Below are 25552 nucleotides of genomic sequence, written 5' to 3' on the forward strand. Positions count from 1 at the left end.
GATGTCCGCCAACGTCGACGTCAACCACAGACCCGATCCTGACCAGGTACTGGTCGATATTGCCGATTACGTCTGCAGCCACCCCATTACCAGCCAGGCGGCCCTCGACACCGCCCGCCACTGCCTGATGGATACCCTGGGCTGTGGCCTGCTGGCCCTGCGCTTTCCCGAGTGTACCAAGCACCTGGGCCCCATCGTGCCCGGTACTGTCGTCCCCTTTGGTGCCCGGGTGCCCGGCACCCAGCTTTGCCTCGATCCGGTCAAGGCGGCCTGGGATATCGGCGCCATCATTCGCTGGCTCGACTACAACGACACCTGGCTCGCTGCCGAGTGGGGACACCCCTCTGACAATCTGGGGGGGATCCTGGCCACCGCCGACTGGCTCTCCCGTACTCGCGTGGCCGAGGGCAAGGCGCCGCTGACCATGGCCGATGTGCTGGTGGCCATGGTGAAGGCCCATGAAATCCAAGGTGTGCTGGCGCTTGAGAACTCCTTCAACCGGGTGGGCTTGGATCACGTGGTGCTGGTCAAGGTAGCCAGCACCGCCGTGGTGACCCACATGCTGGGGGGGACGCGCGATCAGGTGATCGATGCCGTCTCCCAGGCCTGGGTCGATGGCCAGAGCCTGCGCACCTATCGCCACGCGCCGAACGCCGGTTCGCGCAAGAGCTGGGCAGCGGGGGATGCGACGTCCCGCGCGGTGCGCCTGGCCCTCATCACCATGAGCGGCGAGATGGGGTATCCCGGCGTGCTGAGCGCCCCCAAGTGGGGCTTCTACGACGTGCTGTTCAAGGGCAACCAGTTCGCGCTCCATCAGGGGTATGGCAGCTATGTGATGGAGAACGTGCTGTTCAAGATCTCTTACCCCGCCGAGTTCCATGCCCAGACTGCGGTAGAGTGCGCCATGAAGCTCCATGGTGAGGTGAAGGGGCGGCTGGATGAGATCGACCGCATCGAGCTCACCACCCATGAGTCGGCCATTCGCATCATCAGCAAGGTGGGCGCCCTCAACAACCCGGCGGATCGGGATCACTGCCTGCAGTACATGGTGGCGGTACCCCTCATCTTCGGTCGCCTCATCGCCGAGGATTACGAGGACGATATCGCCGCCGATCCCCGCATCGATGCGTTGAGAGACAAGATGGTGGTACAGGAGGACAAACGTTATAGCCGCGAATATCTTGAAGCGGACAAGCGCTCCATTGCCAACGCCATCCAGGTATTCTTCAAGGATGGTACCCACACCGCCAAGGTGGAGGTGGAGTATCCGGTCGGTCACCGCCGCCGCCGTGAGGAGGGGATCCCGCTGTTGGTGGAGAAATTCCGCCACAATCTGGCGACCCGTTTTCCGTCCAAGCGGGTAGGGGAGATCCTCGCCCTCTGCCAGGATGGTAAACAGCTGGCCAACACCCCGGTCCACACCTTCATGGATCTGCTGGTGATCTGATCCGCCGCCATACTGGCCATCTAAAAAACCCAACTACGACAGCGGGCCCATCTGGCCCGCTTTTTCTTGTCCTGGCTATCGGAAAAGAAGCGCAATGCTCTGACTGCCAGCCAATCCCTCCGTTTAGGTCAGCACGTCAGCATCCCCGGCAAACAGGGCGTCCATGATCGCCGTCTCGCGGTTGGCAATGGTGGCCAGAAACTCATCGGCCCGCCCCATCTGGTGGCAGACCCGATAGCCGCGCTCGACGAAGGAGAAGAGCTCGCCAAGCCCCGCCAGATGGGCAGGCCCGGAGACAAGTTTGAGGGTAGTACCGAGCAGGGGCTTTCGGGCCAATCTGTCCAGAGTCGCGCCCAGTTCGCCCACCAGCGCTATCTGCTGCTCCCGCCGCGCCCTTTCTCCCACGGCGCGATAGGCGATGGCGTAATGGGTCGCGCTGATGGGGTCGATGCCATCGATGCGGCGCAGCGCCACTACCATCAGATAGTCGAGCTCCTCCGAGAGGGCATCAAGCTCGATCGCCTGGGCCAGCACCTTGAGGCCGGACTCGGGCAAGAAACGCTCGGCGGTCGGCATCACCCGCATCACGTCCGCATCCCGGCGGGCACAATCCCCGGGGCCATAGAGATCGGTCAGGAAGAATTCGGCGGCCGGGCCATAACGATCGCTTTGCAGCAGATCCTGATGGGTGCGCCCCAGCCGGTCGGCCTGCCACTGGCGCAGCCTGTCCCGGTCCGCCCTGTCTTGCGGGTGGGTGCGGATCTGCTCGCGCAGGGAGGCAACCCGGTTGAGCTGGCTATAGAGCCGCTCCTGGATACTCGCGTCATCCTGATGGGTCATGTCGTGCTCTCTGGCCTGGGGATATACAAAGGGTCGAAAGATCAGTGGCTTTGCCATAGCGTCAGAGAAAGTGTAACGCGCCGGCGGCCGGGAATAAATGGCAAGCCCGGGTGCCCAGTAGCAGACCACCGACTCTGTTAAGTGAGTCCCATTTATCGGCACACCTCTTTCACTTGTCGTGAACATGTGTTTAATATCAATAAACATTTCCCAGCAGGTATTCGCCATGTTCCTCTATGACTCGCGCAGCGGCAGCAACCCACTTTCCACCATTCAGGTCAGCCGCCGGCATGAACTGGGCCTGGCGGCAGCGCGACTGGCCGCCGAAGCCATCGCCCAGGATATGGGGGAGAGCTACCAGCTTGACTGCGAATGGGCGAACGAGGAGGAGACGGAACTGCGCTTTCGCGGCTCCGGGGTACAGGGGCTGCTCACTCTCGACGAAGACTCCCTGCATCTTGAAGTGCATCTGGGATTGATGCTGTTGCCGGTACGCAGCGTGCTGGAGCAGGAGATCCTCGATTATGTGAAACATCGGCTCCCTTGCCCGAAATCTGTTTAAAACTCATTAAAGGCGCCTCGCGGATAATAAATTTTTGCAAGACGCCTTGTTTGAATATCTATTTTTGAAACGCGCCGATTATTTAACCGGGGAATAAATAATCTGCCTCTGGCTGCTTGAATACCACACAACTCTTTTTGTTTTGTTTAATTGAAAGCCGTCTCTTTTTATTGTCATTTCACCGTGCACATACCCCATGCCAATATGCCTTGCGGCATGACTGATGAGCTCGAAAATGCATTTTGTAGGGAAACAAAGATGCCATTGAGTGAATTTATCTCCTGCGTCGATACCGCCTGGCTGCGCATGGACAGACCCAACAACCTGATGCAGATCATCGGGGTATTGATGTTTGACGGACAGCTCGACGAAGCGCGCCTGAGACAAGGTCTTCGTCACACCATTTCCCTGCAACCACGCTTCCGCCAGCGTGCCGTGCTGGAAGGGGGGAGCTACTACTGGCGCCACGACCCCGACTTCGATCTCGATCAGCATCTCAAACGGGTGATCCTGCCGGGCGAGGCGGGCAAGCTGGAGCTCGAAAAGCTGGTGGCCGATCTTGCCTCCACCCCCCTCAACCCGCAGCGTCCCCTGTGGGACATGCACCTGACCGACACCTCGCTTGGCGGTCAGGCGCTGGTGGTGCGCATCCATCACGCCATGGGGGACGGTTTTTCCCTGGTTAAGGCCATGCTCACCATGATGGACAACACCCCCAAACCAGCCGCCATTCCCTTGTCCGAACCCCGCATAGATGAGGATGACGAGGAAGAGGAGGAGTCGCATCAAGGCAGCCGCCTGGTGCGGGCAGGGCTCAAGCTCACCGGCACCCTCTGGTCCAAATACGTCGAGGTACTCACTCACCCGACCAGGGCGGTGGATTATCTCAAGACCGGCCGTGACGTGGCGGGCGAGCTGTGCAACATCGCCACCCTGGCAGACGATTCCCCCTCCCGCCTCAAGGGCAAGACCGGCAGCACCAAACGGGTGGCCTGGTCGCAGCAGATCCCCTTGCCGGACATCAAGGCGGTGGGCAAGGTGCTCGGCTGCTCGGTCAATGATCTGCTTATCGCGGCCACCGCCGGCGCGTTTCGCCACTACCTGCAGGCCCACGGGGAGAATGCTGACAAGATTGAGATCCGCGCCCTGGTGCCGGTCAATATGCGAGCGCCCGACGATGATGGCACCCTTGGCAACCGCTTCGGGCTGGTGGCCCTGGATCTGCCCCTTGATATCGAGCACCCGCTGCAGCGGCTCTTCACGGTGCGCGATCGCATGCAGGCTCTGCGCAGCTCGCTACAACCCGTGGTGGTGCTCAATTTGCTGGAGGTGCTGGGCATGGCCCCGAAGACGGTGCAACAACAGGCAGTCGATCTGCTCTCGGCCAAGGCCAGCGCCGTCATCACCAATGTGCCGGGCCCCCAGCAGACCCTCTATCTGGCGGGGGCCCGTCTGCGCCAGCCGCTATTCTGGGTACCCCAGGCCGGCGATATCGGGGTCGGGGTATCGATCCTCTCCTACGACAACAAGGTGCAGCTCGGCCTTATCACCGACAAGCTGAGAGTGCCGGATCCCGACAGCGTAGTGGAACGCTTCGCGGTGGAATTCGAGCAACTGTTGCTGCTGGTGTTGATGGATCCCGAGCTGTTGTTTGACCCGAATGGGCTGGATGCGCTGCTGAGCTGAGCCGCCACCCCGCATGCCCTTTGCTTAAAAAAACAGAGGCTAACCCGACGGTTGGCCTCCTTGTTTGCGCTAAACGGAATCGTTACTCCTCTTCCAGTTCCTCACGAGCCGCTTCCACATCGAGGCGCTCCATGGCATCGGCCGGCTCGCAGCTGGCCGCTTCGGCATAGAGGGCCTCGGCCGCCTTCAAACGGCTCTTGCCATAGAGCATCACCTGAGCATTGGCGTACTCCATACGGGCGATGGCGGAGTCCGGAATAAGGGCCAGCGCCGCCTGGAAGTGGCGCTCTGACTCCTCCTTTTTCGCCCCGTAGGTGAGGCCGCCTATCATGGCACCGAGCTTGTCGACGATCTCCGCATGCCAGGCCCCGAAGGCGATATGCGCCTCAGCGTGCTCGGGGGCGAGCGAGAGGGCCTTCTCCAGGCTGCTCTTTATCTTGTCGCCGATCCCCTGGGAAAGGGCCTTGGAAATGGAGATCACCTGGCTGTAACGCCCCAGCGCCAGGGCGTGAAAATACCAGGCGTTGGCATTGTCAGGCTGCCGCTTTTGCAGCTTCTCGGCGTTGCTGGCGGCGAGTTCAAAGGCGGCCCGCTTGGCGTACTTGTCCTCCAGCAGGTAACTGGCGTGGATCACCAGCGCCTTGTTCACCACATTGATCCCTGCCTCCCCGGCGTCGTTGCCAAGGGCCACCGCCCGGGCAAAATCTCCGGCGTGGTAGGCGCGCCAGGCATCCTGCACCTTGGGATCTTCGGGCCAGGGTTCGGCATCCCCCTGATGCAGCCTGGCCCATTGCTCGGCCAGCTCGTCGCCCGGGTACTCATAGACCCCGCCTGGAAAGGGGAAAGGGATAAAATCGGAGAGTTGGGACTGTGAGGTTGTCATGCATGTTCTCCCTGTTGCATGTGGTTCACACCTTGCAGGTGTAGTGGTGGGCGAGGGCGTCCAGATGAACACGGGCATCCTCGCGCAGATAGGGGGCCACCAGCTGCATCACCTGAAACACACCGCGGGCGATATCGGCGTCCTCGCCAGGGTGCAGGGCCCGTTGATAGGAAATCCAGAATGTCCCCACCAGCGCGATATTGGCGGCGAGCGACTGCATCTGCTGCAAGGTGCCCGACATCAGCCCCACCGTTTGCAGATGGTGACAAATGGCCGCGGCGGTCTGCTCCTTGCGCCGCAGCAGGGCGGAAAAGTGCCGCTCGACCCGGTGATAGCTGTTCATCAGAGCCGAGATGTCGTAGTAGAAAAAGCGGTATTTCCAGATGATCTCGAACATCAGGTGCAGGAAGAGCCAGATATCCTCCGGCTCGTCGGAGGGGGCGCTGACCGCATCGAGCAGACGGGTCATCTCCTGCTCGAATTCGCCGAACAGGGCGTTGACTATCTCCTCCTTGTTATGGAAGTGGTAGTAGAGGTTGCCCTGGCTTATCTCCACCTCGGCCGCGATGGCGGTGGTGGTGACGGCACTCTCACCCTGCTGGTTGAAGCAGGCAAGGGCGGTGGTCAGGATCCGCTCACGGGTACGCCGCTTGGGTTTGCGCTCCATGCTACTCCTTCGACACGGGGCGCCGCGCCCCCTGGCCATAGCGGCGGGTGAGCCAGTGCTGCAGTTGCTCGAGCGAGCGGTCGAGAGCCGCCACCGCATCCGTGCTGGGGGTGAGCAGGGTGCGCTGTTCATCCGCCAGCGCCGCCAAATTGAGCTCAAGGCCGTGCCGGGCCAGCACAGGGGCCAAGGTCTCGCGCCGCGCCCAGAGATCCCGGCGGGTGTGCTGATAGGCGTGCTCGCACAGACGGCGGCGATCCCGGTAACTGAACACATTGGTAAAAAACATCTCGCCATCGGCGGGGGAGGGTTCAAACAGCAGGACGTCGGCATCGGGGTACTGATGCTGGTAACGGTCCATCCCCACATGCATGCGCGAGTGGATGATGGCGCGAAACGTCTGGGCCAGCACCACCGGCAGGCCACTATCCACCAGATTGGTGGGCTCGCTGGTCGCCATGTCCGCATCGAAGGGCACCAGCGGATTGATGCAGAGGACCAGATCCGCCCCCTCCTGTAGCGCCACCGAGGCGTGCAGCGTCTTGATCAGCGCCCCGTCCACATAGTGACGACCGTTGATAAGCGAAGGGGGAAAGAGGCCGGGCAAGGCGGCCGAGGCCTGTACCGCGGCCGAAATGGGCACATCGTCGTACCCCGGGCTGCCGAAAGCCACCGGGTGACCGGTATCGAGCTCGGTCGCCACCACAAAGAGGCGGCTACTGAGCTCGCGAAAATCGTTGCTGCGACCGGGGCGGGAGAAGAACTGGGTCAGGATGCGATCCACCCCACGGTTGTCAAACAGGCCGGTCGGGATCGCCTTGGCGAGCCCCTGCAGGGATTCAAACAGACTGTGTTTCCAGGGGGCGGCCAGATAGTGGGTCAGGCTCTGCCACGCCAGCGGCGGTATGGTGCCAAGGCGCGCGACATATTCACGAAAGGCAGGGCGCAGCAGGGTGGCGGGGTCGAAGATCTCGCCGGCATCGTCACTGAGCAGGATGCGCACCAGTTTCTCCGGCGAAATGCCGTTGGCCAGGGCCGAAGCGACCACGGCGCCTGAGCTGACCCCCACATAGATATCCGCATGCTCGAGACGCAGCCCACGGATGCTGTCGGAGAGCGCCGCACAGGCACCGACTTCATAGATGCCACCAAGCGGGCCCCCGCCGGCAAGGGCCATCGCGATCGTACTCATAGTCGCCTCCCTCTCCATGACACTTTTCATGACAATACCGGCCCAGCGCAGGGCATGGGCCGGTATCGATTAGCAGTGCACCATCAGGGGATCAGGGGAGGACGCTTTCCGCCTTGGCCTTGACCTCTTTTACCGCCTCTTCGGCGGCGGAGAGCAGATCCGCAGCCTCTTCAGCGACCGCCTCCTTGGCCTTGGCGACCGGCGCTTTCTTTACCGGAGCCTTGCGGGGAGCCGGCTTTTTGGCCGGGGCAGGTTTGGCTTCGGCGGCAGGGGCCTCGCCCTCCTGGGCATCCAGCAGCTGTTGCACCACCTCGGTCAGCTCGGCCATGCGCTTGGAGAGCTTGTCGATGTCCTTGCGGGTCGGGATCCCGAGGCTGGCCACCGCACGGGCGACGCGCTCTTCGAATACTTGCTCCAGACGGCCCCAAGTACCGGCAGTCTTGTCGGCCACGGCGGCGATCTTCTCATCGGCGCTCTGGCGGGTCTTGGCCTGCAGAGCTTCCCCTTCCTGCACCAGGGCGTCAAAGATCTTGCCACCCTCTTCCTGGGCTTTGGAATAGGCACCGAGCCCTGCCAACCAGATCTGCTGGGTCGACTCCTTGATGGTGGAGGCGAGTTGGTTGTCGGTGACCGAACCGGCCAGCGCTTTAAGTTTTTTAGCCATGATATTGCTCCTTGAATAACGGCAGATACATGTAATGGCGACAACGACAACGGCAATCCGGTTGAGGCATTACTGATTTTTCATCTTCAGTCTATGGACAAAAAATAGAGGGTTCTACCTAATAACGAAATAGTCGATTAACTGAATTTAGGGATGGCTCACGAACCGGTAATTGTATTGAAGATTCCCATATGAATCGTGATATACCTAACATCAACTAACAGTAAAATCAGTAGCGGAACCATAACATGAACTATTTCATCACAGGCGGAAGTGGTTTTATCGGGCGCAGGTTGATTAAGAAATTGCTGGCACAATCCCCTGACAATCACGTTTATTTTCTGATGCGCGCCGCCAATCAGGATAAATTACCCGAGCTTTACGACTACTGGCAGGTGGATGAAGGGCGAGCTACTCCGGTATTGGGGGATATGACGCTGCCGCTGCTGGGAGTGACGGAGGCGCTGCAAGGGGAGCTTCACGATCGGATCGATCACTTCTTTCACCTGGCTGCCATCTATGATCTCAACGCCAAGGCGGGCGTCCAGCAACAGGTCAATGTCGACGGCACCCGTCAGGCGGTGCAGCTGGCGGCCCAGCTGGCGGCCCGCCAGTTCCATCACTGCAGCTCCATCGCGGCGGCCGGCCTGTTCGACGGCCTGTTTCGGGAAGACATGTTCGAGGAGGCCGAGCAGCTCGATCTGCCCTATTTCCAGACCAAGCACGAGGCCGAGGGGATCGTGCGCAAGGAGTGCATGGTGCCCTGGCGCATCTACCGGCCCGGGATCGTGGTAGGAGATGCCAACACCGGCGAGATGGACAAGATTGACGGCCCCTATTACTTCTTCAAGACCATCCAGAAGCTGCGTCGCCTGCTCCCCCCCTGGATGCCCGCCATCGGGGTGGAAGGGGGACGCATCAACGTGGTGCCGGTCAACTTCGTGGTCGATGCCATGGCCCACATCTCTCATCAGGCGGGGGAGGAGAACAAGACCTTCCACCTGACGGATCCCAACCCGATGCGGGTCGGCGACATGCTCAGCACCTTCTCCCGCGCCGCCCACGCCCCGGAACCCGCTATCCGCATCAATGCCTCCCTGTTCAGCTTTATCCCGCGCCACCTGATGGCGATGCTGATGACCATGACGCCGGTGCGCCGCATCCGCGATGCCGCCATCGCCGATCTGGGGCTGCCCAAGGATGTGTTCCGCCTCATCAACTATCCGACTCGCTTCGACAGCCGGGAGACCCAGCGCGTACTGAAAGGAGCCGGCATCGAAGTACCGCCGCTGCACAGCTACGCTTGGCGTCTGTGGGACTACTGGGAGCGCCACCTCGATCCCGAGCTCTTCATCGACCGCACCCTGCGCGGCCGGGTCGAGGGCAAGGTGGTGCTGGTCACCGGCGCCACTTCCGGCATTGGTCGGGCCACGGCCCGCAAACTGGCAGGGGCGGGGGCCATCGTCGTGACCATCGCCCGCGATGAGCAGAAGATTGCCGAGACCCGGGCCGAATTTTCCGAGCTCGGCCTGTCACTGCAGGTCTATCAGGGAGACTTGGCCGATCTGGCACAGGGGGAAGCCATCACCCAACAAATCGTCGCGGATCATGGCGGGGTCGATATCCTCATCAACAATGCCGGTCGCTCCATCCGCCGCTCCATCGAGGACTCCTTCGATCGCTTCCACGATCTGGAACGCACCATGCAGCTCAACTACTTCGGGGCGCTCAAGGTGATCATGGGGGTACTGCCAGGGATGATCGAGAAGAAGAAGGGGCACATCATCAACATCTCCTCCATCGGGGTGCTGACCAATGCGCCGCGCTTCTCGGCCTATGTCGCCTCCAAATCGGCCCTCGACGCCTGGGTGCGTACCGCAGCCTCCGAGTTTGCCGACAAGGGGGTGAACTTCTCCATCATCAATATGCCGCTGGTGAAGACCCCCATGGTGGCGCCGACCAAGGTGTATGACCAGGTGCCCATGATGACGCCGGAAGAGGCGGCCGATCTGGTGTGCGACACCATCATCAATAAGCACGTACGGCTGGCAACCCGCCTCGGGGTCTTCGGTCAGGTGGTCCATGCCCTGGCCCCGCGAGTGGCCCAGGTGATCATGAACACGAGTTTTCGCACCTTTGCCGACCCCAAAGATGGCGATCAATCCAAGGCGACCGCCGATCAGGTCGCGGTCTCGACCCTGATCAAGGGAATCCACTTCTAGCAACACGAAAGAAGTCATAAACACAACGGGCCTGAGTGATCAGGCCCGTTTTTTTTTTCAGAAGCGTTTCAAGAGCCCGAGCAGCAGATCCGTGGTGCGACGGGAGTAAAGCAAAGAGAGGTGGCCGAGAGCGGGCAGTTCGATATCTTCCATCCCGTCCAGCCGTTGCCGCTCCTGGGGCATCACCACGTTGTCGTGGCTGGTGCGCACCGACACCCCGGGCACGCACAGGGGCACGCTGGCAAAGCGTTGCAGCCAGCCGGAGCCCGGCTCCATCTCGCGGGCGTTGGCGCCCAGCCCCAGCATCGCCAGCTGGCTGCCCTGATGAGGGGTCGCCAGGGTGATCAGCGCGGCCACCTTGTCACCGCCGGCGACCACCAGATAGTCACGGCATACCAGCCCCCCCATGCTGTGACCGATCAGCAGCAGCTGGCTGGCACCGGTTTGGGCCAGCACATGGTCGATCCGCCGGGCAAGCAGGGGCACCATCTCGTCGATATGCCCAAAGGGAGGAGAGAGGGTGATGGTCGCCACCACATGGCCAGCTGCCTCAAGTCTGGTTCGCTGGGTGCGCCAGATCCCGCGGCTGCAACCATAACCATGCACCAGCAACACGGGACGCCGGCAGGGTGGCAGCCGATCGGGGGCCATCAGCAGCGGCTCGAAGGGGAGCAGCCAGGTGAAAGTGTAGAGGTAGGCAAGCATCTCGCCGGCCATCATTTTGACCCTGGCCCAGAGGCTGATAGCCGGGGAGGGGTAAAAGCGGGTGAACAGCCAGCTGCCCAGCACCACCAGGCAGCGCAACATCAGCAGGGTCAGCGCCACCCACAGCAGGGTCAACAGCCAGGGGAGATCCATCACCAGGCGGCCAATGCCTCCGAGCAGCAGCACCTCCACCATCAGCAGGATAAACAGGTGTTGTACGATCGTCATCAATCCATGCTCCGACCAGTCAGACCTAGAAGCCAAATGACACTTTACTATCTCACGACGTCAATAGCTGCTTCCTCCATCGCACTTTTCCCTTCCCCTGTTTGCAATACTGTATATCCATACATATACTCTACTGACCAACACCAAGAGGAGGCCATCATGGCTGTCGAAATCAAATATGTCGTGGTTCGTGGGGGAGTGGAGAAGATGACCTTTGCCAGCAAGAAAGAGGCTGATGCCTATGACAAACTGCTGGATACGGCGGACGAGCTCATGCTGCTGCTGGAAGAGGCCCCCATCGAGCTGGCCCCGCAGCAGCAAGAGAGCCTGGCATTCTACCTGGCCGAACAGCGTGATCGACTGCAAACCCTGCTGCGTGGCGGCAAGCTGCAAACGACGAGCAACAAGGAAGATGAACAGGCGCCGACCAAATGCAAAGAGAAGCCGCTCAAGCAGGTGGCCTGAGGCCCCCTGGTACGCCGCGCTTGGGGTAAATATCTACCGCATTCACAAAATCAGCATTTTCAGTCATTTCAGTCGATATTTACCCCGAGATTTTTTTAACAACGCCGCATATTAATTGCATAAACCAGAGCCGTATTCAGAGTGCTGTCGCCAGCGCCGTATCGGCTTGATGCCGGGTCTAACAGCATCGACTTATCGATAGTCGCGCCCCGCAGGTCAGGGAGCCTGATTAGCTGGCAACCGAGCGGGCCTTGTATCCACACCCTGAACTTGCCTTTGAATCAACGCACTCTTGCCAAGCCATAGCATCACCATTACAAGCTACACCATGACTCATCCAACTTGTTCTTTGCCCCCCGCCATGCCGCTCTTTGACGGTCTGGCCTACCTGGAAGCCGGCAATACCCAGGTCAATCTCTATCTAGCCAACCTCAGTCTGAACGATGTCCCCGACGCCGGGCTGGTCTACGAACTGGCGGTCGACTGGCTGCTGGAACAGCGCCATAACGAAAACAACTACAAGACCTACCGCAGCGAGCTGACCACCTTTTTCCACTGGTGCTTTCGCGAGGCCGCCATCAGCCCCAAAGATCTGACTCGCCGCATCATGATGCGCTATCTGGACTACTGCCAGTCCCCACCACAGGAGCTGATTGCCTATCGCAATGTGGCGCAGTTCGTGCTGGACAAAGAGTGGGGGGAGCGTCTGCCTAATCCCCATTGGCGACCTTTTCTCGGCAAAAAGGATCTCGGGCGGGCCCTACCATATCGGCTGAGCGAGCAGGCGATGAAGACCAAGCTCGCCATCCTGTCAGCCTTTTTCCAGTACCTTATCCAGGAAGAGTACATGGACAGAAACCCGGTGCTGTTGTTGCAGCGGATGAAACACCCGGTGGAGAAGGAACCGGATGATCAGGTGCAATCTTTCAGCGAGCTGCAATGGTCCTATGTCATGCAGGCCGCCGAGTGGCTGGCCAGCGACAATCCCGAGCAGCACGAACGCAGCCGATTTCTTACCATACTGATGTACGCCTGTTATCTGCGGATCTCGGAAGTGGCCGCCAGACCGGGCTTTACCCCCGTCATGGGGCAATTTCGCCGGGATCGCAAAACCGGCGTCTGGGGCTATTACATTCCCCAGAGCAAGGGTGGCAAACGGCGAACCGTGGCCGTGTCGCAGGCGCTGCTAGAGGCTCTTGGCCGCTACCGCCGTTTTCTGGGCTTGACGCCGTTGCCGGCGCCGGACGAACAGACACCGCTCTTTATCCGGCACAAGGCGGCAGGTCATGGTCGCGAACAGGGGCAACTCAACGCCAATCTGGGGATCCGTCAATTGCGGGATCTCATCATGATGGTGATCGCCAAGGGAGCCGATCATGCCGAGCAGGATGGCTTTGCTCAGGATGCGGCCGAGATGCGCCAACTGTCGCCCCATGCCATCCGCCACACCGGCATCACTCACGATATCAATCTCAACGGCCGACCGCTCTCTCACGTCCAGGCCGATGCCGGCCACGACAGCATAGATACCACCTCGAAATATCTGCATATCAGCAATAGCGAGCGACATGAGAGTGCCCAGAAAAAGCCACTGGATCGACTTGGCTAAAAAGTGAGAGATAACAAATCAGAAAACAATATATTCACCACACTCAACTCTCAGCTTCTTTTATGACGTTAGGTTGATTGACAGGGGCAGGGGAGGGACCCCATGCATGGGGCCTTGGCCAGGGATGGCTATGTGATTTGTTTCCCGCAGACGTCAACATCTTCCCTTCTTATCGCCCACTTCCCGTCTTGCCAAATATCGTGGCTTCACGATGCCGGATCAGGGGGAGGGGGATCTATTGTTATTGCCATAACACCTCACACCAGGAACAGGCTAGAAGCTCATTGAAGTTGGGTTGGAAGAGGCGTCTCGGGTTGTTAAACAAATTGGTCGGTTAACATTTCGCTATCGCCTGATTAAAGGGCATGCTCATATCGAAGAAACGGATAAATTCGGCCAATTGAATTTCTCAAATAATGCCGATAACCCCATTTATCGGCATCGATGACAGCAGCTAACATGTTGACATCATTAAATAAATCCATGTCAACACGTATCTATTGGATTCTGTGTTTGGTACGATCTTTTTAGCTAGCCAGTGTGGTTAGCCCTGTCTAAAGGATCATTTACCAATGAGCGAACGAATCGATTTGATTGCCCCAGGTCAACTGGTTGTATTGCGTAGTGGTAGCTTTGATATGACCATTGATGGTGTTGATCAGGAAAGACAACTAGCCACATGTGTATGGTTTTGTCCTGCTTCAGAACGCGTTCAGATAGAACAGTTTGCAGTGCATTCGCTTAGCCGAGTTGGCAGTGAACCGGACACTCAACAGCGCGAATATTTTGCATTTGGTGAGATAGTTCAGTTGCAAAGTGGCGGCCCATTGATGACGGTTACAACTATTGACGATTCTTGCGGAAGAGAGCCTTCTGTTGGTTGTATTTGGCTTGATCCTTTACAACGTCAATTGACTTCTTTGTATGCCGAGTTTCATCCGGCACCCCTTGCTAAAGCAGGTGATTTTAGTGAAGAGAGAGCCCATCTTGCGTGGGTTCCTTGGGAAAAGGCTCGTGATTCATGGAAGAGTTGAGCATCAGGGGCCTCCGGCCCCTTCGTTCTATCTATAAGCCAGATTGCGCATAATGTCGCGTTAAGTTAAATGCCCATCCGAAACCCGCCGATAAGCCATCCCACGCAATTTTGCTGGTTTATCAGGTATTTAGTTGGATGGAACGAGAGTTGACCAAAAACTTCATTTTTCGTTGGTTTGAGTGCGGTTTATCGATTGAAGAGACGGCCAATCTTTGTTTTGTTTCTGTGAGGCAGGTCACAAATTGGGATAAAGGCAAAGAGATCCCTCCTGTCTGTAAGCGGCTAATGCGCATGGCATCGGGTAGGGAGCTGCCCACGATTTTCAAAGCCTGGGAAGGATGGCGGATGGCGAACGACTGCCTGATTTCTCCTACAGGAGTAAGATTCGACAGGCGAAGGATAGAGGCCCTGGCCATCATCCAGGCTGAACGCTCGGAGAAACAGAAAGAGACGTTCTACTGGAGGAAGAAGCTGGGGATCAATTAGACAGGGGAGGGGGGCGCAAGCCCCCTTTTTTGCTATGTGGAAGTTATGCAGAACCGAGTAGCAGGAGGCAAAGGGATGATCGGCGCAAGCGCCGATAGAGATTCGGCGGCATTGTGCCCAAGGGTGGCACCCAGTGGAATTCCCCCCGTATTACTACACGGGGGGAGGGGAGCCGGAAGCATCCCCGCCGCCAGAAGCCAAAGACAGCGCAAGACCGCCACATGGGCTTGTCTTCGACAGGAGGCGTAGACAGACACCAGCCGTGCCCTACAGCCTTCGGCTGGGCACTCTGACTGGGGCATTAAAGACGGGTTTAGCAGGGAAGGGGGTGATCAGGCCCCTGGTATAGATGGGCATGTTCCGCCGCGAGACTTTCGAGGGCCAAATAGGCATCAAGTGGCGGCTTGTAGGGGCTACCGCCCCTGTTCTTTACAGCATCAAGCCTGGCTATTTAACATAAAGAACGCAGTGACGCTATTACACTTTTTTATGTCCGGTCATCTTCTGGTGCATCCTTGCCACGGTTGGCAGGGTAGAGCGCCGCATTGTATTTACGCCGCAAAGCGTCCCCCTCGGGGTCACAATACACATCAACAGGCTCGCCCTGGTACTTAACCACCGCATGACAGGCACTGATGGGCTCAACCCTGGCCAATTGATCCGGCCAGTCATCGCTTGATACAGGCTGCACGTCATCACCCTTGCGAAGGCCAAAACAATATTCGACCCGATACTCTCCACGGTCATCCTTGATCAGGATATGGCAACTGATAATCAGGCGATGGCCAGCGAAAGGCCCTACAGAAAGAACCCCGCCAGGAGACGCAACAGGAGCGCTGCCAAGACGTACCCCAGCAGAGGGCGCAGCACCCACCGCCCCAGGAGTCGAAACAGCGGCAGGAGAGGGCGCAGGGGCCTTAGCAGGCTTATCAATATATTCCGGCTTAATGAAACCGAAGAATACACAAAGCCCCCACAACGCCAGAATAAAAAGAATTTTAGGATCTCGGAATATCGAGCTACCCGCGATTGTATCCGTGACTTGACCGGTTGTAGTTGAGTCATAAAGTTTGAAAACATAATCAGGCACCTTGTTAAATGGCTTGGCTTGCAATACATCGGACACGGACGACCCGCTATTATCTGCCAGGTGCAGCACCGTTTTATAACGCCTGCCAAAGCCCAGAATTTTCATATTGGTGTGACGAATCGCAGTTTCGGAGGCCGCCCGAATAACGCCGTGCACCTTTTTAATGTTCGGGGTTGTAAATACAAAGTCCCAGTTATGATGGCGGTGCATATCAAATGCCACGTCGATGGTTTCCGGCCGCCCATCTGCTTTGGCCACATCCGGCCCGCCTGGATAATCCAGGCGATCCAAATCACTTTGCCGCCAGGCTGGCGGAAATATCCGCTGTACCTCATCGACCAGGAAGAAAACCCCTTTGGGAGCCCAATGATAGAAGCGGGCGAGACGGTCGCGGCCCTCCTGGGATTCGGTCTCGATATAAGTCACCTGGAACTCGTCAGGCACTGCCTTGCCCAGCACCTCCTTGCACCGTTCGGCAGTGAACCCGCGCACGTTGGTGATGATGTGACGGCCAGCCTTGATGGCGGGCAGTACATCGGTATGAATAGCCCCCGATGACTTGTAGGAGCCAGGGGCACCGTGATGGATCTTGATGGACATTTACCACCCCATGATGTTGAGCATAAAGCGGGTGACAAACGCCTGGGACAATATCGCCAGCCCCTTGTCAAAGTGCAGATATAACAGCATCCCCCGTACACTCCCTGGTAACTGATCAAATGCCAGGGAAAGCATTTCGCTAAATTTGATATTCAGTAATATTTCCCTGGCCACGTCCCAGGTAAACGTCAACATGAATATCTTGAACTCAACCCACTGGACAGCCAACCGCACTGCCAACCAGGCGCTAAACTGCACCGCCAGGTTATAAATATCGTTGAAGAATCCCGAGAAGAAATCACCCAACCATTCCATAACTCACCTCTTAAAAATAACCATGAGCGCGATGAAGTAGAAAATAAACATCATCATGGCCGCCAATGTCTGCCAGTAGTCCTGGGAGGGCGGACATACTTCAAAGCTCTTTCCCTGGTAACTGAATAAGTCCAAACACTTCAACGGGTCGGCAGCTCCCGACAGGTTGAACGAAAACACCTCCTTGGTTTCCCTGGCAATATCATCATATTTATCTGATAACGCTTTACGGGTTTCCTCTAATTTCTTCTCCATGCCTGGTACGTCAAAATAACAATTGTCGCCATTGCATGACGACTTATAAGCAGACCCAGTAACTGACATGGGATTATTTTCAGAGCCAGGCATTTTTGAATAGTCAATGCCATCACCACCCGTACCAGGCTCGGAACCACCACCAGAGCCTGAACCAGTGCCGCCATTTGCAATGGCGGAGCGAATGCCCTCAAGCTGTCCAGAAATACCGGAAAGGGAAGTGGATACCGTTGTACTCAATTGTCGATTACTATCCGCCACCGCCTGTGTCATGCTCTTAATGGCCGCAGTGTCACGCCTAATCCCGTTGGTATTACTCGAAATACCCTTTATATCCGGTACAACATTATCCCCCATATATGAAAGCATCCAGCTTTCATATTTATCAGAGTTATCCGAGCCACCAGAACCACCGGAATCACCAGGATTAAAAAGTTTATCCTGCAACATCTGCTCTATATGACTAAGGGATTGCATCTGCATCCTATTGTTAATATCCGAGTTCTGCTCCAATGATAAACTTTGAGCGGCAAAGTCCTTTAACGCCGCAACATCTTCCTTCATATTGCCGACATAACTAATAAACCCGCCAGAAATAGCGCGGGCCTGATAATAACCGGCACTTTGGATAGTAAGGCCAAAATTATTAAATAAATTGGAAATGTCAGCGGTATTATCTTTGCCTACATAAGTTGGGCCACTATGGAAGGTCTGAATAGTGCCAGGAGTACCACCAATGCCACCATTGCCGCCGCTACCATCCTCACTACCGCCGCCACCAATAGAGCACTCTACGCCAGTGGTTTGAATAGGCCCCTTGCTACCAGAGGCAAACTCTATACAAACTCCCGTGCAATCTACAAAACACCCACCCTTAGAGGAATTTTCAAATTTAACGCAATAAGGCAACGCGGTAGAAATAGGAACGTTAGAAACCTGAACACCTGTAGGGCACGAAGCATATAATTTAAATGGCAATGCCAAAATAAATAAGAAAATAAAGCGCACGATGCCACCTAATGTAAAAAAGGCGACCGGAGCCGCCTTAAATAGAGAAGGATGATCTAAACCCTTCGACAAAGAACAAAAACCAGAGTGTCCCTATAAGTAAGGACATGGTTTAAGCTTTGCGGATAAGGCCGATCATGATGCCGACAGCTACCACGGAAGCCACTACCATCAACACCTTCGGAGAGGTTGCAGTCACATCCGATTGAGCCGCATCCAGTGCCGCCTGGGCAGCAGCAGCAGTGGAAGCAGCTCCCTCAGCATTGGCCGCAGCCGCAGAGATGGAGCCTACCAGCGCAATGCAACCATTGCGAAACATGCCTGACATTTTAGCCATTATATTTATCCTCGTTTTGCACCTACAATTACCCGGGCGATTGCACCGAGCTTCAAACCAACGACCCACATGGTCAAACCAAACCCGAAGGCCATTGATACGGTGGACACATCAAATTGAAACCAATTGGATATATCCGTTAATTTGGCGTGCTCCTGGACTGTCAGGAGCACGTATTGACAAGAATCCCCCTCAGATAATCGGGCATATCCTTCGGAGGTGATATTTAAACAAAGCATTATCGCGCCCTCGTCGTCGCTCGCTGCGCGCTCTCGCTCCTCCTCCTCGTTGCGCGGCGGTTATACCGGCTTTTTAGTGGCTTGATAACCAACCACCACGTTTCGGGTCGGATTCTGGGGATCCGCTTCCAGGATAAGATCTATAGCGACCAATTTCGGACAATCGGCCACCTCCTTAATGGTGGCCGCATCGTTACGCAATGCTAGCTGACGGACTTCATAGCCCCAGGAGGTGATATTGCACTCGGGTTTATTAACGTTATTGGCAGGGGCCAAATATTCCACCTGGGCAAAGTCATAAGGCACAGGGGAGCCGGACTTGCGGGAAACACCAAAGCCATGAGTTACGCGAGTAACCAGAATAGAAGTCAGCAGAGACATAGTATTTATCCTTTGAAGAACCATTATCAGGTCGAAATTAAATGATGCTCACCCGATAAAATCTCAGGTGGAAGCGGCATTCTTAACCGCGCCGGAATATCCAACGGCTCCAGGTGCGCTGTTAATTGGTTAACAATCTTCTCAGGGGCTAGCCCCTCAATGTTTGCTAACCAATTGACAAGGCGGCCCGCCATCCGAGACATATTAAATACGGCATTGTCCCTGGAGGTTTTGAACTTGTTTTTAAAGGTGGTCACTCGCACCGGAGTTACATCCGATTGCTTGACCGCATCCAGCCATTTGGAAAATTGCGGATACATCCCCGCAAAATAAGGGTCTGGATTAATCAGCACATCGAGCGGTATCTCCCTGTCCTTATTGTGTAACTCGCCTTCGGCGCGTACCCAATGCGGATATTCTGCCGACTGCATTTGTTTGCCTTTCTCATATACCCGAGCGCACTTGCCATTTATCCGGCTGCCCACGTAGAAAGAGCAACCCTTGGTCGGCACCATGCCAAAGCGCTTGGCAATCCCTTTGCACACCTCGGCGATCACGAACTCACCCGATTCAATCTTCATCCAGGAGGGAGCGCGGCCCCGCTGCGGGTGAAACGCTCCCGCTTCGGCGCCAGCAATGGCTCCCTGGTAATTGATGTGCTCACCGCTGTAATCATCCAGGGCGAGATCCACCCGAGTGATACGCACCGAGGGAATGTGAGAGATAACAGAGTGCAAAGCCGGCATATCCAGGGCGGCACAACCCACGCCGGAGAAACTGACCATGCAGCCATGGTTAGCCGCCCCCCAACCAATCAGGCCACAGGGGAGGCCATCACACAGCAGATCGGCCGAGTTGGCGTAACCGTGCAGACCGGAGCGGCGAGGGCGCATAGTAAAGCGCGGCTCGGGGATGGGGACGCCAATCCTGGTGTTGAGTTCCTCTAGCCACAGCTCGATCTCGTTGCAACAGAGGGCATCCAGGAACTGGACGCCATAGCAGTCGATCAAGTCGTTGTACGCTTCCCAATACTTGGCACCCTCGACCACCTCGAACTCGGAGAACTTCAGCAGGTCGGCACAGACCGCCTTGAGCTCCTTACGAATGTCGGCACGGGCCTTGTAACCGGAATGCAAAGCACGCTCCATCATTTCGGTCATGGACAGCGTAACGACAGGGGCAGGGGACTTAGGCACCCCCTGGAGGCTTAACCGCTCGGTGGCCTTGTCATATTCAACGGTCGGGGCAGGGGAGACCCCCAGCCGCTTGGCCTTGTTGCACAGGCGTTCTGTCACCTTGTCAAAACGGGCGAGGGGAGCGAAGCCAACCGGACGCTTCCAAAGATAACGCAGCCCCTCGACAGGGGGTTCAGAAATGGCCGCTTGCAGGGCCTTCACCTTGGTATCGAAGCGCGGGATCGCCTTCAAGAGCGCACCTTGCTTGGCAAGCTCCTTCATCTGGATCAACTCAGTCGGTGCCCAGGTAAAGGAGAGATAGTCGATCAGGGTTTTGGGTTCGGCCTTAGCCTGGGCCGCGTTGATGCCGATAACGCTATTTATCGGCATTACGGATTCATGACCAGTCATCGAAAAAGACCCCCTGATCATAAAACCCTTGCCAGGTATCCTCGGTGACTTCGACCAGCTCAAAAACGGTATCGGGATAGGTCATCGACAGATAGACCCGCATCTCGTGCAGGTCGCGGAACATCTCAACCTGACCCGCCACACAGGCAGAGAGATCGCCTGTCGGCTCAGCCTGCCAATAGACCTTGCGCTCGATAAGAGCAGGCGAATCAAGGTTTTGTGGGCTAAAGTGGGTCATGGGTTAATCACTTGAGTTAGTCGGCAAGTGACATTTGATCAATTTCCCAAGTAAGTTTCAACGGGCCTTTTTGATCGAAAAATGGTTATGATACGGCCATTGATAAACTGAGGAGTTAAAGAAAATGGACTCAAAAGCACTGATTCAGGCGTACATGAGAGCCAAAAAGTTCACCCAGTTTCAGGAAGTAGCCGTAGAACTCGGCTTTACACAATCTCACGTCTCACGTCTTACCAAAGGTAAAGCGCAACTCACTGATGAGACTGCAAAAAAGATTGCCGAGGAAATCGGCCTGGACGTGAAAGAAGTACTATTAAACCTTGCAGCCGTCAGAGAGACAAATCCAGAGCTGAAACGTGCCTGGTACGACATCCTGGCCAAGTACACAAAAGCATCTAGCACGGCTGTAGCCCTTGCCATGGCTGTGCTGCTGACCCCAGACCACGGGAAGTTCTTACCGCGCATAATGTATATTATGTTAAATCAAATATAGAGATAAGCTCTAGGCATCCTTATAGAATCAACACCCTACAGCTTGTTTGCTTAGCCAGTCTCGTTCGTATCGAGTGACACACCTAGCCTGATTACTGCGTAAACCCATGACGCGCCGCATGGCTGGATGCATTTCATTGACGCTTGCCCAGGTGTACCGTTTTCGAACTGACGAGAAAATGGGTGTTACGGTAACTACAAGCTTTTGCTTGTTGCTGTGTATTTTCTACCGCAAACGGGATGACTATGGGTAACCGGTGCAAGTCCATTCCTGCTGGCTCTTCTGCAACTGTGGCTTGTCACCCGTCATCCCAGAACCCGACTTTATGTTCCCCTGCACGCTGTGATGGCCGATTCAGGCGTGCACCATTTCGACGATCTCTACTCCGTCGAGCCCTCCATTTTCTCTTCTTGCTCTTATTACACGCCAAGTCAGTCCAATCATGCGGCCAATGGGCACAGGATGATGACATTTGGCCTTCACCCATATCACATCCCCCATAAACAGGAACAGAAATGCAGCAGCGTGTCTTTTTCTTCAGTTTATTGCGAGTGATGGCCGCTGTTGCGGTGATCGCCATCCATGTAGTCGCCACCTATTGCGACTCGCTCGGCACGATACCGTTTAATCAATGGGTGACCGCAGTTGCCATCAACGGCGCGAGCCGTTGGGCCGTGCCCATATTTATTCTGATTAGCGGCGCGCTGATGCTAAGCGATCGGCGCCCGTTTGATCTTCGCTACTATGTGCGGCGTCGACTGGGGAAAGTAGTTATCCCGTTTGTCGTATGGTCGCTGTTCTATGCATGGTTATCGGGATGGAGCACCAGTGGCTTTGAGGGCGGCACGGCCTGGCAAACCCTGCTCGCCAGCCCGCAAGAGGCAACTTATTACCATCTCGGATTTTTCTATTATTTCATCCCGCTTTATCTGGTGATCCCGTTTCTGCAATGGGGCGTCAAGCGCTGGGGTGATCCCCTCCTCTACTGGTTGGTTGTGCCGTGGCTCATCACAACGACCCTGTTCCTGCTTGGTGTTGATGGGCTATGGAGCAACGATTTGTGGCTGTTTTCCGGGTATTTGCCACTGGGTTATCTGTTGTACCACAAGTGGCCGAGCAACGGATGGAGCCTGCTGCTTTTGACACTGTCCGGATTGGGGGCTCTCTATCTCACTGTCAGTGAAGTGGTCGCATTAAGTCTTGTTCAGGGCGAGTACAGCGTGGGGCTATGGTTTTCCTACAAGACCCTCAATGTCGTGGTGATCGCCAGTATGATATTTGTCCTGGCACGAACCTGGGCCACCAGATTGCCCTTGTCTTGGCAGCAAGGCGTGAATGTCATCAGTCAACACAGTCTGGGTATCTATCTGCTACACCCTATCTTCCTGTGGCCGCTAAAAAACTACACCATGCTGCAAGAAGGCAACCCTGTATGGGCGATCCCGCTATGGGTCACCCTAAGCGGTGCGGCCTCCTTGTTGACAAGCTGGATGGTATCACGTCATCGCAGCACCCGCTGGCTGTTGCCATAGCCTTCGAGCACGGTGCCAAGATCTGAATTTTGCGCCTAAAAATCAATTGCATACCCTAATGCAGCAGGAAACAAGGAGCCTATAAACAGGCTCCTTGTTTCCTGTCACCACTAGTTGAACTGTGTATAATGGCAACAATTGATCCTATTTTTCGACCGGATGTCTTAAGTGGCTGAATTAACATCAGAACAACTAAAACCCGCTTTTGCAATTGAACAGTTTTCCATGCTCAGTGAGCTTGAACCCATCCCCTTTGCGGCTCTGCAACCCAGAGCCATTTCGGCGGTCAAACGGTTGGCCAGTTTCGATGGTGATTGTCCGGTTATGCTGCTCAACGGCTTTCCCGGTGCCGATTATGAAGGGGTCTGCCAGACGCTGATTGCCGATTCCAACGGCAAGGATGGCGACCTGTTCGACCTCTGCTATACCGAAAACCTTAACAACCCGTTCAAGCCCATCTGGCTGCGGCTGCAACCGGGAACCGGCATCGAATTCTGTGAGATGGTGGGTGAACTGCTCAAGTTGATGAGCCACCATCTGGACGCCGAGCGTCTGGTGACCCGCATCATGCGCAAGCAGAACAACGATCCCAAGATTGATGACTTCCTGACCGATCTCGCCGCCCACGTCGCCCTGGGGCTGGAGTTCCAGCACCCTGTACTGATCAATCTGCTGATCCATCATGAAGATCAGCAGGCGCCGATCATTTACGGGCGGGATCTCAACTGGGATACCCTGTTCGGCTCCATCAACTACCAGACCGAGCAGGGCTCCGTCTATGCCAACCAGCATCTGCTGGAGCCGGGTCTGCTGCGCCAGGCCAACGGTGGTTATCTCATCCTGCAGCTGGACGAGTTACTCGATCAGCCTCACCTCTGGTTCAAGCTGAAAAATGCCATGCAAAAAGGCGAGCTGGACTGGATTGCCTATCAGGAAGGCAAAACCCTGACCCCCTTCTTCACCCCTGAGGCAACCCCACTCAAGCTCAAGCTGATCCTGGTGGGGGATCGCCTCGATGTGGCGGAATTCCAGATGCTGGACCGGGACATGTCGGAGCGTATCTTCCTGCGCGCCGATCTAGTTTCCGAGGTCAACATAGAGGAACAACTGCCCGAATTCTTGCAATATCTGGCCTGGCTGCGCCAGCGCTGGAACTTGCTGGATTTCACTCCGGCCGCCCTCGCCGCCATTTGCCGTCATGCCAGCCGCCTGTGCGATCATCAGGAGTGGCTCTCCCTGTCCGAGATACAGCTCTCCGCCATCATGCGCATGTCGGACAGCCTGGCTCGGGAGCTGGAGTCGGAAGTAGTCACCGATGCCCATATTCGCGGCGCGCTGGAGGAACAGGATTACCGCCTCAACTACCTGGTTGAACAATCAGATCAAGGGGTTATCGATGGCCAGATCCTGTTGCAAACCGATGGCGAAGAGATAGGCCAGATCAACGGCCTCTCCGTCATCCAGGTCTCGGGCCACCCGTATGATTTCGGTGAACCGGTGCGCCTCACCGCCACAGTGCATCTGGGGGATGGCGATGTGGCAGACATCGAACGCAAGGCTGAACTGGCCGGCCATATCCATGCCAAGGCGATGATGATCATCCACGGTTATCTCTCCAACAAATTTGGTGCCGAGAACCCCTCGCCGCTGTCGGCCAATCTGGTGTTCGAGCAGTCCTATCACGAGATTGACGGCGACAGCGCCTCTCTCACCGGTCTGTGCGCCCTGCTCTCTGCCCTCGCCCGCCAGCCCATCTACCAGCACTTCGCGGTGACCGGCGCCGTCGATCAGTTTGGCAATGTGCAGGCGGTGGGGGGCGTCAACGAGAAGATCGAAGGTTTCTTCCGGGTGTGCCAGATCCACGGTCTCACCGGCAAACAGGGGATCATTCTGCCGGGCACCAATACCCAGCAGCTGAACCTCTCCGATGAGGTGATCGCCGCGGTGGAAGCAGGCCAGTTCCATATCCATCCGGTGGATCATGTGGAGGAGGCCATTGAGCTGCTGACAGGCTGTGTGGCCGGCGAGCCGGATATGCCGGATACCCTGTTTGGCCGCATTCAGGAGCGGCTGGATGAATTGAATGGCACCAGCGTCAAGCCCACTGGGCTGCGCGCCCTGCTGGCACGGCTGCTGGACAGGTAACGAAGTGATCGGAGTTGTTTAGCGCACAACTGTACGCTAAATTGGCCCCGCTTTGACCCACTTGAAGGATATACAGCGTGACCCCAGACAATACCACCATGGAAGCCCGCCTTTCCCTGTGCGAACAGGGCAAAGAGTCTTTTACTCGTGAAGAGCTGCTCGCTTGCAGCCGTGGCGAATTATTTGGTGAGGGTAACAGTCAGCTGCCCGCCCCCAACATGTTGATGATGGATCGCATCGTCAAGATCAACGACCACGGCGGTGAGCATGGCAAGGGCGAGATCCTGGCAGAGCTCGACATTACGCCGGATCTCTGGTTCTTCGACTGCCACTTCCCGGGGGATCCCGTGATGCCTGGCTGCCTGGGCCTGGATGCCATGTGGCAGTTGGTCGGCTTCTTCCTCGGCTGGAAAGGCGGCCCGGGCAAGGGCCGTGCGCTGGGTGTGGGTGAAGTGAAGTTCACCGGCCAGATCCTGCCGACCGCCAAGAAAGTGACCTACAAGATCACCTTCAAGCGCGTGATCAACCGCAAGCTGGTGATGGGTATCGCCGATGGCGTGGTCGAGGTGGATGGTCGCCCGATCTACAGCGCGACCGATCTGAAAGTGGGCCTGTTCAAGGACACCACCGCATTCTGATCTGCA

The 25552-nt window shown here is 56.7% G+C and carries 25 protein-coding genes; 12 read left to right on the top strand and 13 right to left on the bottom strand.

Going from position 1 to position 25552, the window contains the following annotated elements:
- Position 1: 1 nt before the first annotated feature.
- Positions 2 to 1447: a bifunctional 2-methylcitrate dehydratase/aconitate hydratase gene (locus MRK42_RS10365; RefSeq protein ID WP_338612363.1), complete on the top strand. Its 1446-nt coding sequence runs from the start codon at positions 2 to 4 to the stop codon at positions 1445 to 1447.
- A gap of 123 nt (positions 1448 to 1570) precedes the next feature.
- On the opposite strand, the gene MRK42_RS10370 is transcribed toward MRK42_RS10365, so the two are convergent.
- A complete protein-coding gene (locus tag MRK42_RS10370) occupies positions 1571 to 2287 on the bottom strand; it encodes a hypothetical protein (RefSeq protein ID WP_201939508.1) in 717 nt (238 codons plus the stop codon).
- A gap of 184 nt (positions 2288 to 2471) precedes the next feature.
- Between MRK42_RS10370 and MRK42_RS10375 the strand changes: the two genes are divergently transcribed.
- Both MRK42_RS10375 and MRK42_RS10380 read left to right on the top strand, forming a co-directional pair.
- Positions 2472 to 2849: a polyhydroxyalkanoic acid system family protein gene (locus MRK42_RS10375; protein ID WP_185378040.1), complete on the top strand. Its 378-nt coding sequence runs from the start codon at positions 2472 to 2474 to the stop codon at positions 2847 to 2849.
- Positions 2850 to 3107: 258 nt separating this feature from the next.
- The gene (locus MRK42_RS10380) at positions 3108 to 4535 is read left to right on the top strand and encodes a wax ester/triacylglycerol synthase family O-acyltransferase (protein WP_338612364.1); all 1428 of its coding nucleotides are present in this window, start codon (positions 3108 to 3110) and stop codon (positions 4533 to 4535) included.
- 82 nt (positions 4536 to 4617) lie between these two features.
- Here the strand turns inward: MRK42_RS10380 and MRK42_RS10385 are convergent, their stop codons facing one another.
- The 4 genes from MRK42_RS10385 to MRK42_RS10400 form a co-directional block, all read right to left on the bottom strand.
- Positions 4618 to 5418: a hypothetical protein gene (locus tag MRK42_RS10385; protein ID WP_338612365.1), complete on the bottom strand. Its 801-nt coding sequence runs from the start codon at positions 5416 to 5418 to the stop codon at positions 4618 to 4620.
- Positions 5419 to 5443: 25 nt separating this feature from the next.
- Positions 5444 to 6085 carry a TetR/AcrR family transcriptional regulator gene (locus MRK42_RS10390; RefSeq protein ID WP_338612366.1) on the bottom strand — a complete coding sequence of 214 codons (642 nt, stop codon included), beginning with the start codon at positions 6083 to 6085 and terminating at the stop codon, positions 5444 to 5446.
- A 1-nt stretch (position 6086) separates the two neighbouring features.
- Positions 6087 to 7274, bottom strand: coding sequence for a patatin-like phospholipase family protein (locus MRK42_RS10395; RefSeq protein ID WP_338612367.1), 1188 nt, complete (start codon positions 7272 to 7274; stop codon positions 6087 to 6089).
- Between the two features lie 91 nt (positions 7275 to 7365).
- Entirely contained in the window at positions 7366 to 7938 is a 573-nt protein-coding gene (locus tag MRK42_RS10400) for a phasin family protein (RefSeq protein WP_026457568.1), read from the bottom strand.
- A 248-nt stretch (positions 7939 to 8186) separates the two neighbouring features.
- Here MRK42_RS10400 and MRK42_RS10405 point away from each other — a divergent pair, with 248 nt between their 5' ends.
- On the top strand, positions 8187 to 10160 hold the full coding sequence (locus MRK42_RS10405; protein WP_338612368.1) for an SDR family oxidoreductase: 1974 nt from the start codon (positions 8187 to 8189) through the stop codon (positions 10158 to 10160).
- A gap of 57 nt (positions 10161 to 10217) precedes the next feature.
- Here MRK42_RS10405 and MRK42_RS10410 read toward each other — a convergent pair whose 3' ends face one another.
- Positions 10218 to 11093: an alpha/beta fold hydrolase gene (locus MRK42_RS10410; RefSeq protein WP_338612369.1), complete on the bottom strand. Its 876-nt coding sequence runs from the start codon at positions 11091 to 11093 to the stop codon at positions 10218 to 10220.
- Positions 11094 to 11252: 159 nt separating this feature from the next.
- Between MRK42_RS10410 and MRK42_RS10415 the strand changes: the two genes are divergently transcribed.
- The 4 genes from MRK42_RS10415 to MRK42_RS10430 all read left to right on the top strand — a co-directional run bounded on the left by MRK42_RS10415 (position 11253) and on the right by MRK42_RS10430 (position 14689).
- Positions 11253 to 11558: a YebG family protein gene (locus tag MRK42_RS10415; protein WP_338612370.1), complete on the top strand. Its 306-nt coding sequence runs from the start codon at positions 11253 to 11255 to the stop codon at positions 11556 to 11558.
- Positions 11559 to 11919: 361 nt separating this feature from the next.
- Positions 11920 to 13167, top strand: coding sequence for a site-specific integrase (locus MRK42_RS10420; protein ID WP_197064484.1), 1248 nt, complete (start codon positions 11920 to 11922; stop codon positions 13165 to 13167).
- 572 nt (positions 13168 to 13739) lie between these two features.
- Complete coding sequence (locus tag MRK42_RS10425; protein ID WP_338612371.1) at positions 13740 to 14201, top strand: DUF2158 domain-containing protein; 462 nt, start codon at positions 13740 to 13742, stop codon at positions 14199 to 14201.
- 137 nt (positions 14202 to 14338) lie between these two features.
- Positions 14339 to 14689, top strand: coding sequence for a DUF3653 domain-containing protein (locus tag MRK42_RS10430; protein WP_354689024.1), 351 nt, complete (start codon positions 14339 to 14341; stop codon positions 14687 to 14689).
- Between the two features lie 487 nt (positions 14690 to 15176).
- Here the strand turns inward: MRK42_RS10430 and MRK42_RS10435 are convergent, their stop codons facing one another.
- The 7 genes from MRK42_RS10435 to MRK42_RS10465 form a co-directional block, all read right to left on the bottom strand.
- Positions 15177 to 16379, bottom strand: coding sequence for a zonular occludens toxin domain-containing protein (locus tag MRK42_RS10435; protein ID WP_354689025.1), 1203 nt, complete (start codon positions 16377 to 16379; stop codon positions 15177 to 15179).
- The gene (locus MRK42_RS10440; protein WP_224209627.1) at positions 16380 to 16694 is read right to left on the bottom strand and encodes a DUF2523 family protein; all 315 of its coding nucleotides are present in this window, start codon (positions 16692 to 16694) and stop codon (positions 16380 to 16382) included.
- A gap of 3 nt (positions 16695 to 16697) precedes the next feature.
- Complete coding sequence (locus MRK42_RS10445; protein ID WP_354689026.1) at positions 16698 to 17957, bottom strand: hypothetical protein; 1260 nt, start codon at positions 17955 to 17957, stop codon at positions 16698 to 16700.
- Between the two features lie 112 nt (positions 17958 to 18069).
- Positions 18070 to 18294: a Flexible pilin gene (locus tag MRK42_RS10450; protein ID WP_354689027.1), complete on the bottom strand. Its 225-nt coding sequence runs from the start codon at positions 18292 to 18294 to the stop codon at positions 18070 to 18072.
- A gap of 299 nt (positions 18295 to 18593) precedes the next feature.
- The gene (locus MRK42_RS10455; protein ID WP_342009865.1) at positions 18594 to 18914 is read right to left on the bottom strand and encodes a hypothetical protein; all 321 of its coding nucleotides are present in this window, start codon (positions 18912 to 18914) and stop codon (positions 18594 to 18596) included.
- A gap of 26 nt (positions 18915 to 18940) precedes the next feature.
- The gene (locus MRK42_RS10460; RefSeq protein WP_354689028.1) at positions 18941 to 20500 is read right to left on the bottom strand and encodes a replication initiation factor domain-containing protein; all 1560 of its coding nucleotides are present in this window, start codon (positions 20498 to 20500) and stop codon (positions 18941 to 18943) included.
- The gene (locus tag MRK42_RS10465) at positions 20487 to 20738 is read right to left on the bottom strand and encodes a hypothetical protein (protein WP_354689029.1); all 252 of its coding nucleotides are present in this window, start codon (positions 20736 to 20738) and stop codon (positions 20487 to 20489) included. The genes MRK42_RS10460 and MRK42_RS10465 overlap by 14 nt, the downstream gene beginning before the upstream one ends.
- Before the next feature lie 124 nt (positions 20739 to 20862).
- Between MRK42_RS10465 and MRK42_RS10470 the strand changes: the two genes are divergently transcribed.
- The 4 genes from MRK42_RS10470 (at position 20863) to fabA (ending at position 25546) form a co-directional block, all read left to right on the top strand.
- Entirely contained in the window at positions 20863 to 21231 is a 369-nt protein-coding gene (locus MRK42_RS10470; protein ID WP_354689030.1) for a helix-turn-helix domain-containing protein, read from the top strand.
- Between the two features lie 515 nt (positions 21232 to 21746).
- Entirely contained in the window at positions 21747 to 22763 is a 1017-nt protein-coding gene (locus MRK42_RS10475; RefSeq protein ID WP_338612372.1) for an acyltransferase family protein, read from the top strand.
- Between the two features lie 168 nt (positions 22764 to 22931).
- Positions 22932 to 24908 carry a Lon protease family protein gene (locus tag MRK42_RS10480; protein ID WP_061477546.1) on the top strand — a complete coding sequence of 659 codons (1977 nt, stop codon included), beginning with the start codon at positions 22932 to 22934 and terminating at the stop codon, positions 24906 to 24908.
- Positions 24909 to 25006: 98 nt separating this feature from the next.
- On the top strand, positions 25007 to 25546 hold the full coding sequence (gene fabA, locus MRK42_RS10485) for a 3-hydroxyacyl-[acyl-carrier-protein] dehydratase FabA (RefSeq protein ID WP_197460150.1): 540 nt from the start codon (positions 25007 to 25009) through the stop codon (positions 25544 to 25546).
- Positions 25547 to 25552: the final 6 nt, after the last annotated feature.

This window comes from Aeromonas sp. 19NY04SH05-1 (genome assembly GCF_040581895.1).
GTDB classification, from domain to species: Bacteria; Pseudomonadota; Gammaproteobacteria; order Enterobacterales; family Aeromonadaceae; genus Aeromonas; species Aeromonas enteropelogenes.

Bases quoted from the DNA above. Each gene is read 5' to 3' on its own strand.
- MRK42_RS10385 (WP_338612365.1), bottom strand. From the start codon at position 5,418: ATGACAACCTCACAGTCCCAACTCTCCGATTTTATCCCTTTCCCCTTT.
- MRK42_RS10365 (WP_338612363.1), top strand. From the start codon at position 2: ATGTCCGCCAACGTCGACGTCAACCACAGACCCGATCCTGACCAGGTA.
- MRK42_RS10475 (WP_338612372.1), top strand. From the start codon at position 21,747: ATGCAGCAGCGTGTCTTTTTCTTCAGTTTATTGCGAGTGATGGCCGCT.
- MRK42_RS10405 (WP_338612368.1), top strand. From the start codon at position 8,187: ATGAACTATTTCATCACAGGCGGAAGTGGTTTTATCGGGCGCAGGTTG.
- fabA (WP_197460150.1), top strand. From the start codon at position 25,007: ATGGAAGCCCGCCTTTCCCTGTGCGAACAGGGCAAAGAGTCTTTTACT.
- MRK42_RS10380 (WP_338612364.1), top strand. From the start codon at position 3,108: ATGCCATTGAGTGAATTTATCTCCTGCGTCGATACCGCCTGGCTGCGC.
- MRK42_RS10415 (WP_338612370.1), top strand. From the start codon at position 11,253: ATGGCTGTCGAAATCAAATATGTCGTGGTTCGTGGGGGAGTGGAGAAG.
- MRK42_RS10425 (WP_338612371.1), top strand. From the start codon at position 13,740: ATGAGCGAACGAATCGATTTGATTGCCCCAGGTCAACTGGTTGTATTG.
- MRK42_RS10390 (WP_338612366.1), bottom strand. From the start codon at position 6,085: ATGGAGCGCAAACCCAAGCGGCGTACCCGTGAGCGGATCCTGACCACC.
- MRK42_RS10465 (WP_354689029.1), bottom strand. From the start codon at position 20,738: ATGACCCACTTTAGCCCACAAAACCTTGATTCGCCTGCTCTTATCGAG.
- MRK42_RS10420 (WP_197064484.1), top strand. From the start codon at position 11,920: ATGCCGCTCTTTGACGGTCTGGCCTACCTGGAAGCCGGCAATACCCAG.
- MRK42_RS10470 (WP_354689030.1), top strand. From the start codon at position 20,863: ATGGACTCAAAAGCACTGATTCAGGCGTACATGAGAGCCAAAAAGTTC.
- MRK42_RS10430 (WP_354689024.1), top strand. From the start codon at position 14,339: ATGGAACGAGAGTTGACCAAAAACTTCATTTTTCGTTGGTTTGAGTGC.
- MRK42_RS10395 (WP_338612367.1), bottom strand. From the start codon at position 7,274: ATGAGTACGATCGCGATGGCCCTTGCCGGCGGGGGCCCGCTTGGTGGC.
- MRK42_RS10410 (WP_338612369.1), bottom strand. From the start codon at position 11,093: ATGACGATCGTACAACACCTGTTTATCCTGCTGATGGTGGAGGTGCTG.
- MRK42_RS10400 (WP_026457568.1), bottom strand. From the start codon at position 7,938: ATGGCTAAAAAACTTAAAGCGCTGGCCGGTTCGGTCACCGACAACCAA.
- MRK42_RS10440 (WP_224209627.1), bottom strand. From the start codon at position 16,694: ATGGAATGGTTGGGTGATTTCTTCTCGGGATTCTTCAACGATATTTAT.
- MRK42_RS10370 (WP_201939508.1), bottom strand. From the start codon at position 2,287: ATGACCCATCAGGATGACGCGAGTATCCAGGAGCGGCTCTATAGCCAG.
- MRK42_RS10435 (WP_354689025.1), bottom strand. From the start codon at position 16,379: ATGTCCATCAAGATCCATCACGGTGCCCCTGGCTCCTACAAGTCATCG.
- MRK42_RS10460 (WP_354689028.1), bottom strand. From the start codon at position 20,500: ATGACTGGTCATGAATCCGTAATGCCGATAAATAGCGTTATCGGCATC.
- MRK42_RS10375 (WP_185378040.1), top strand. From the start codon at position 2,472: ATGTGTTTAATATCAATAAACATTTCCCAGCAGGTATTCGCCATGTTC.
- MRK42_RS10450 (WP_354689027.1), bottom strand. From the start codon at position 18,294: ATGGCTAAAATGTCAGGCATGTTTCGCAATGGTTGCATTGCGCTGGTA.
- MRK42_RS10455 (WP_342009865.1), bottom strand. From the start codon at position 18,914: ATGTCTCTGCTGACTTCTATTCTGGTTACTCGCGTAACTCATGGCTTT.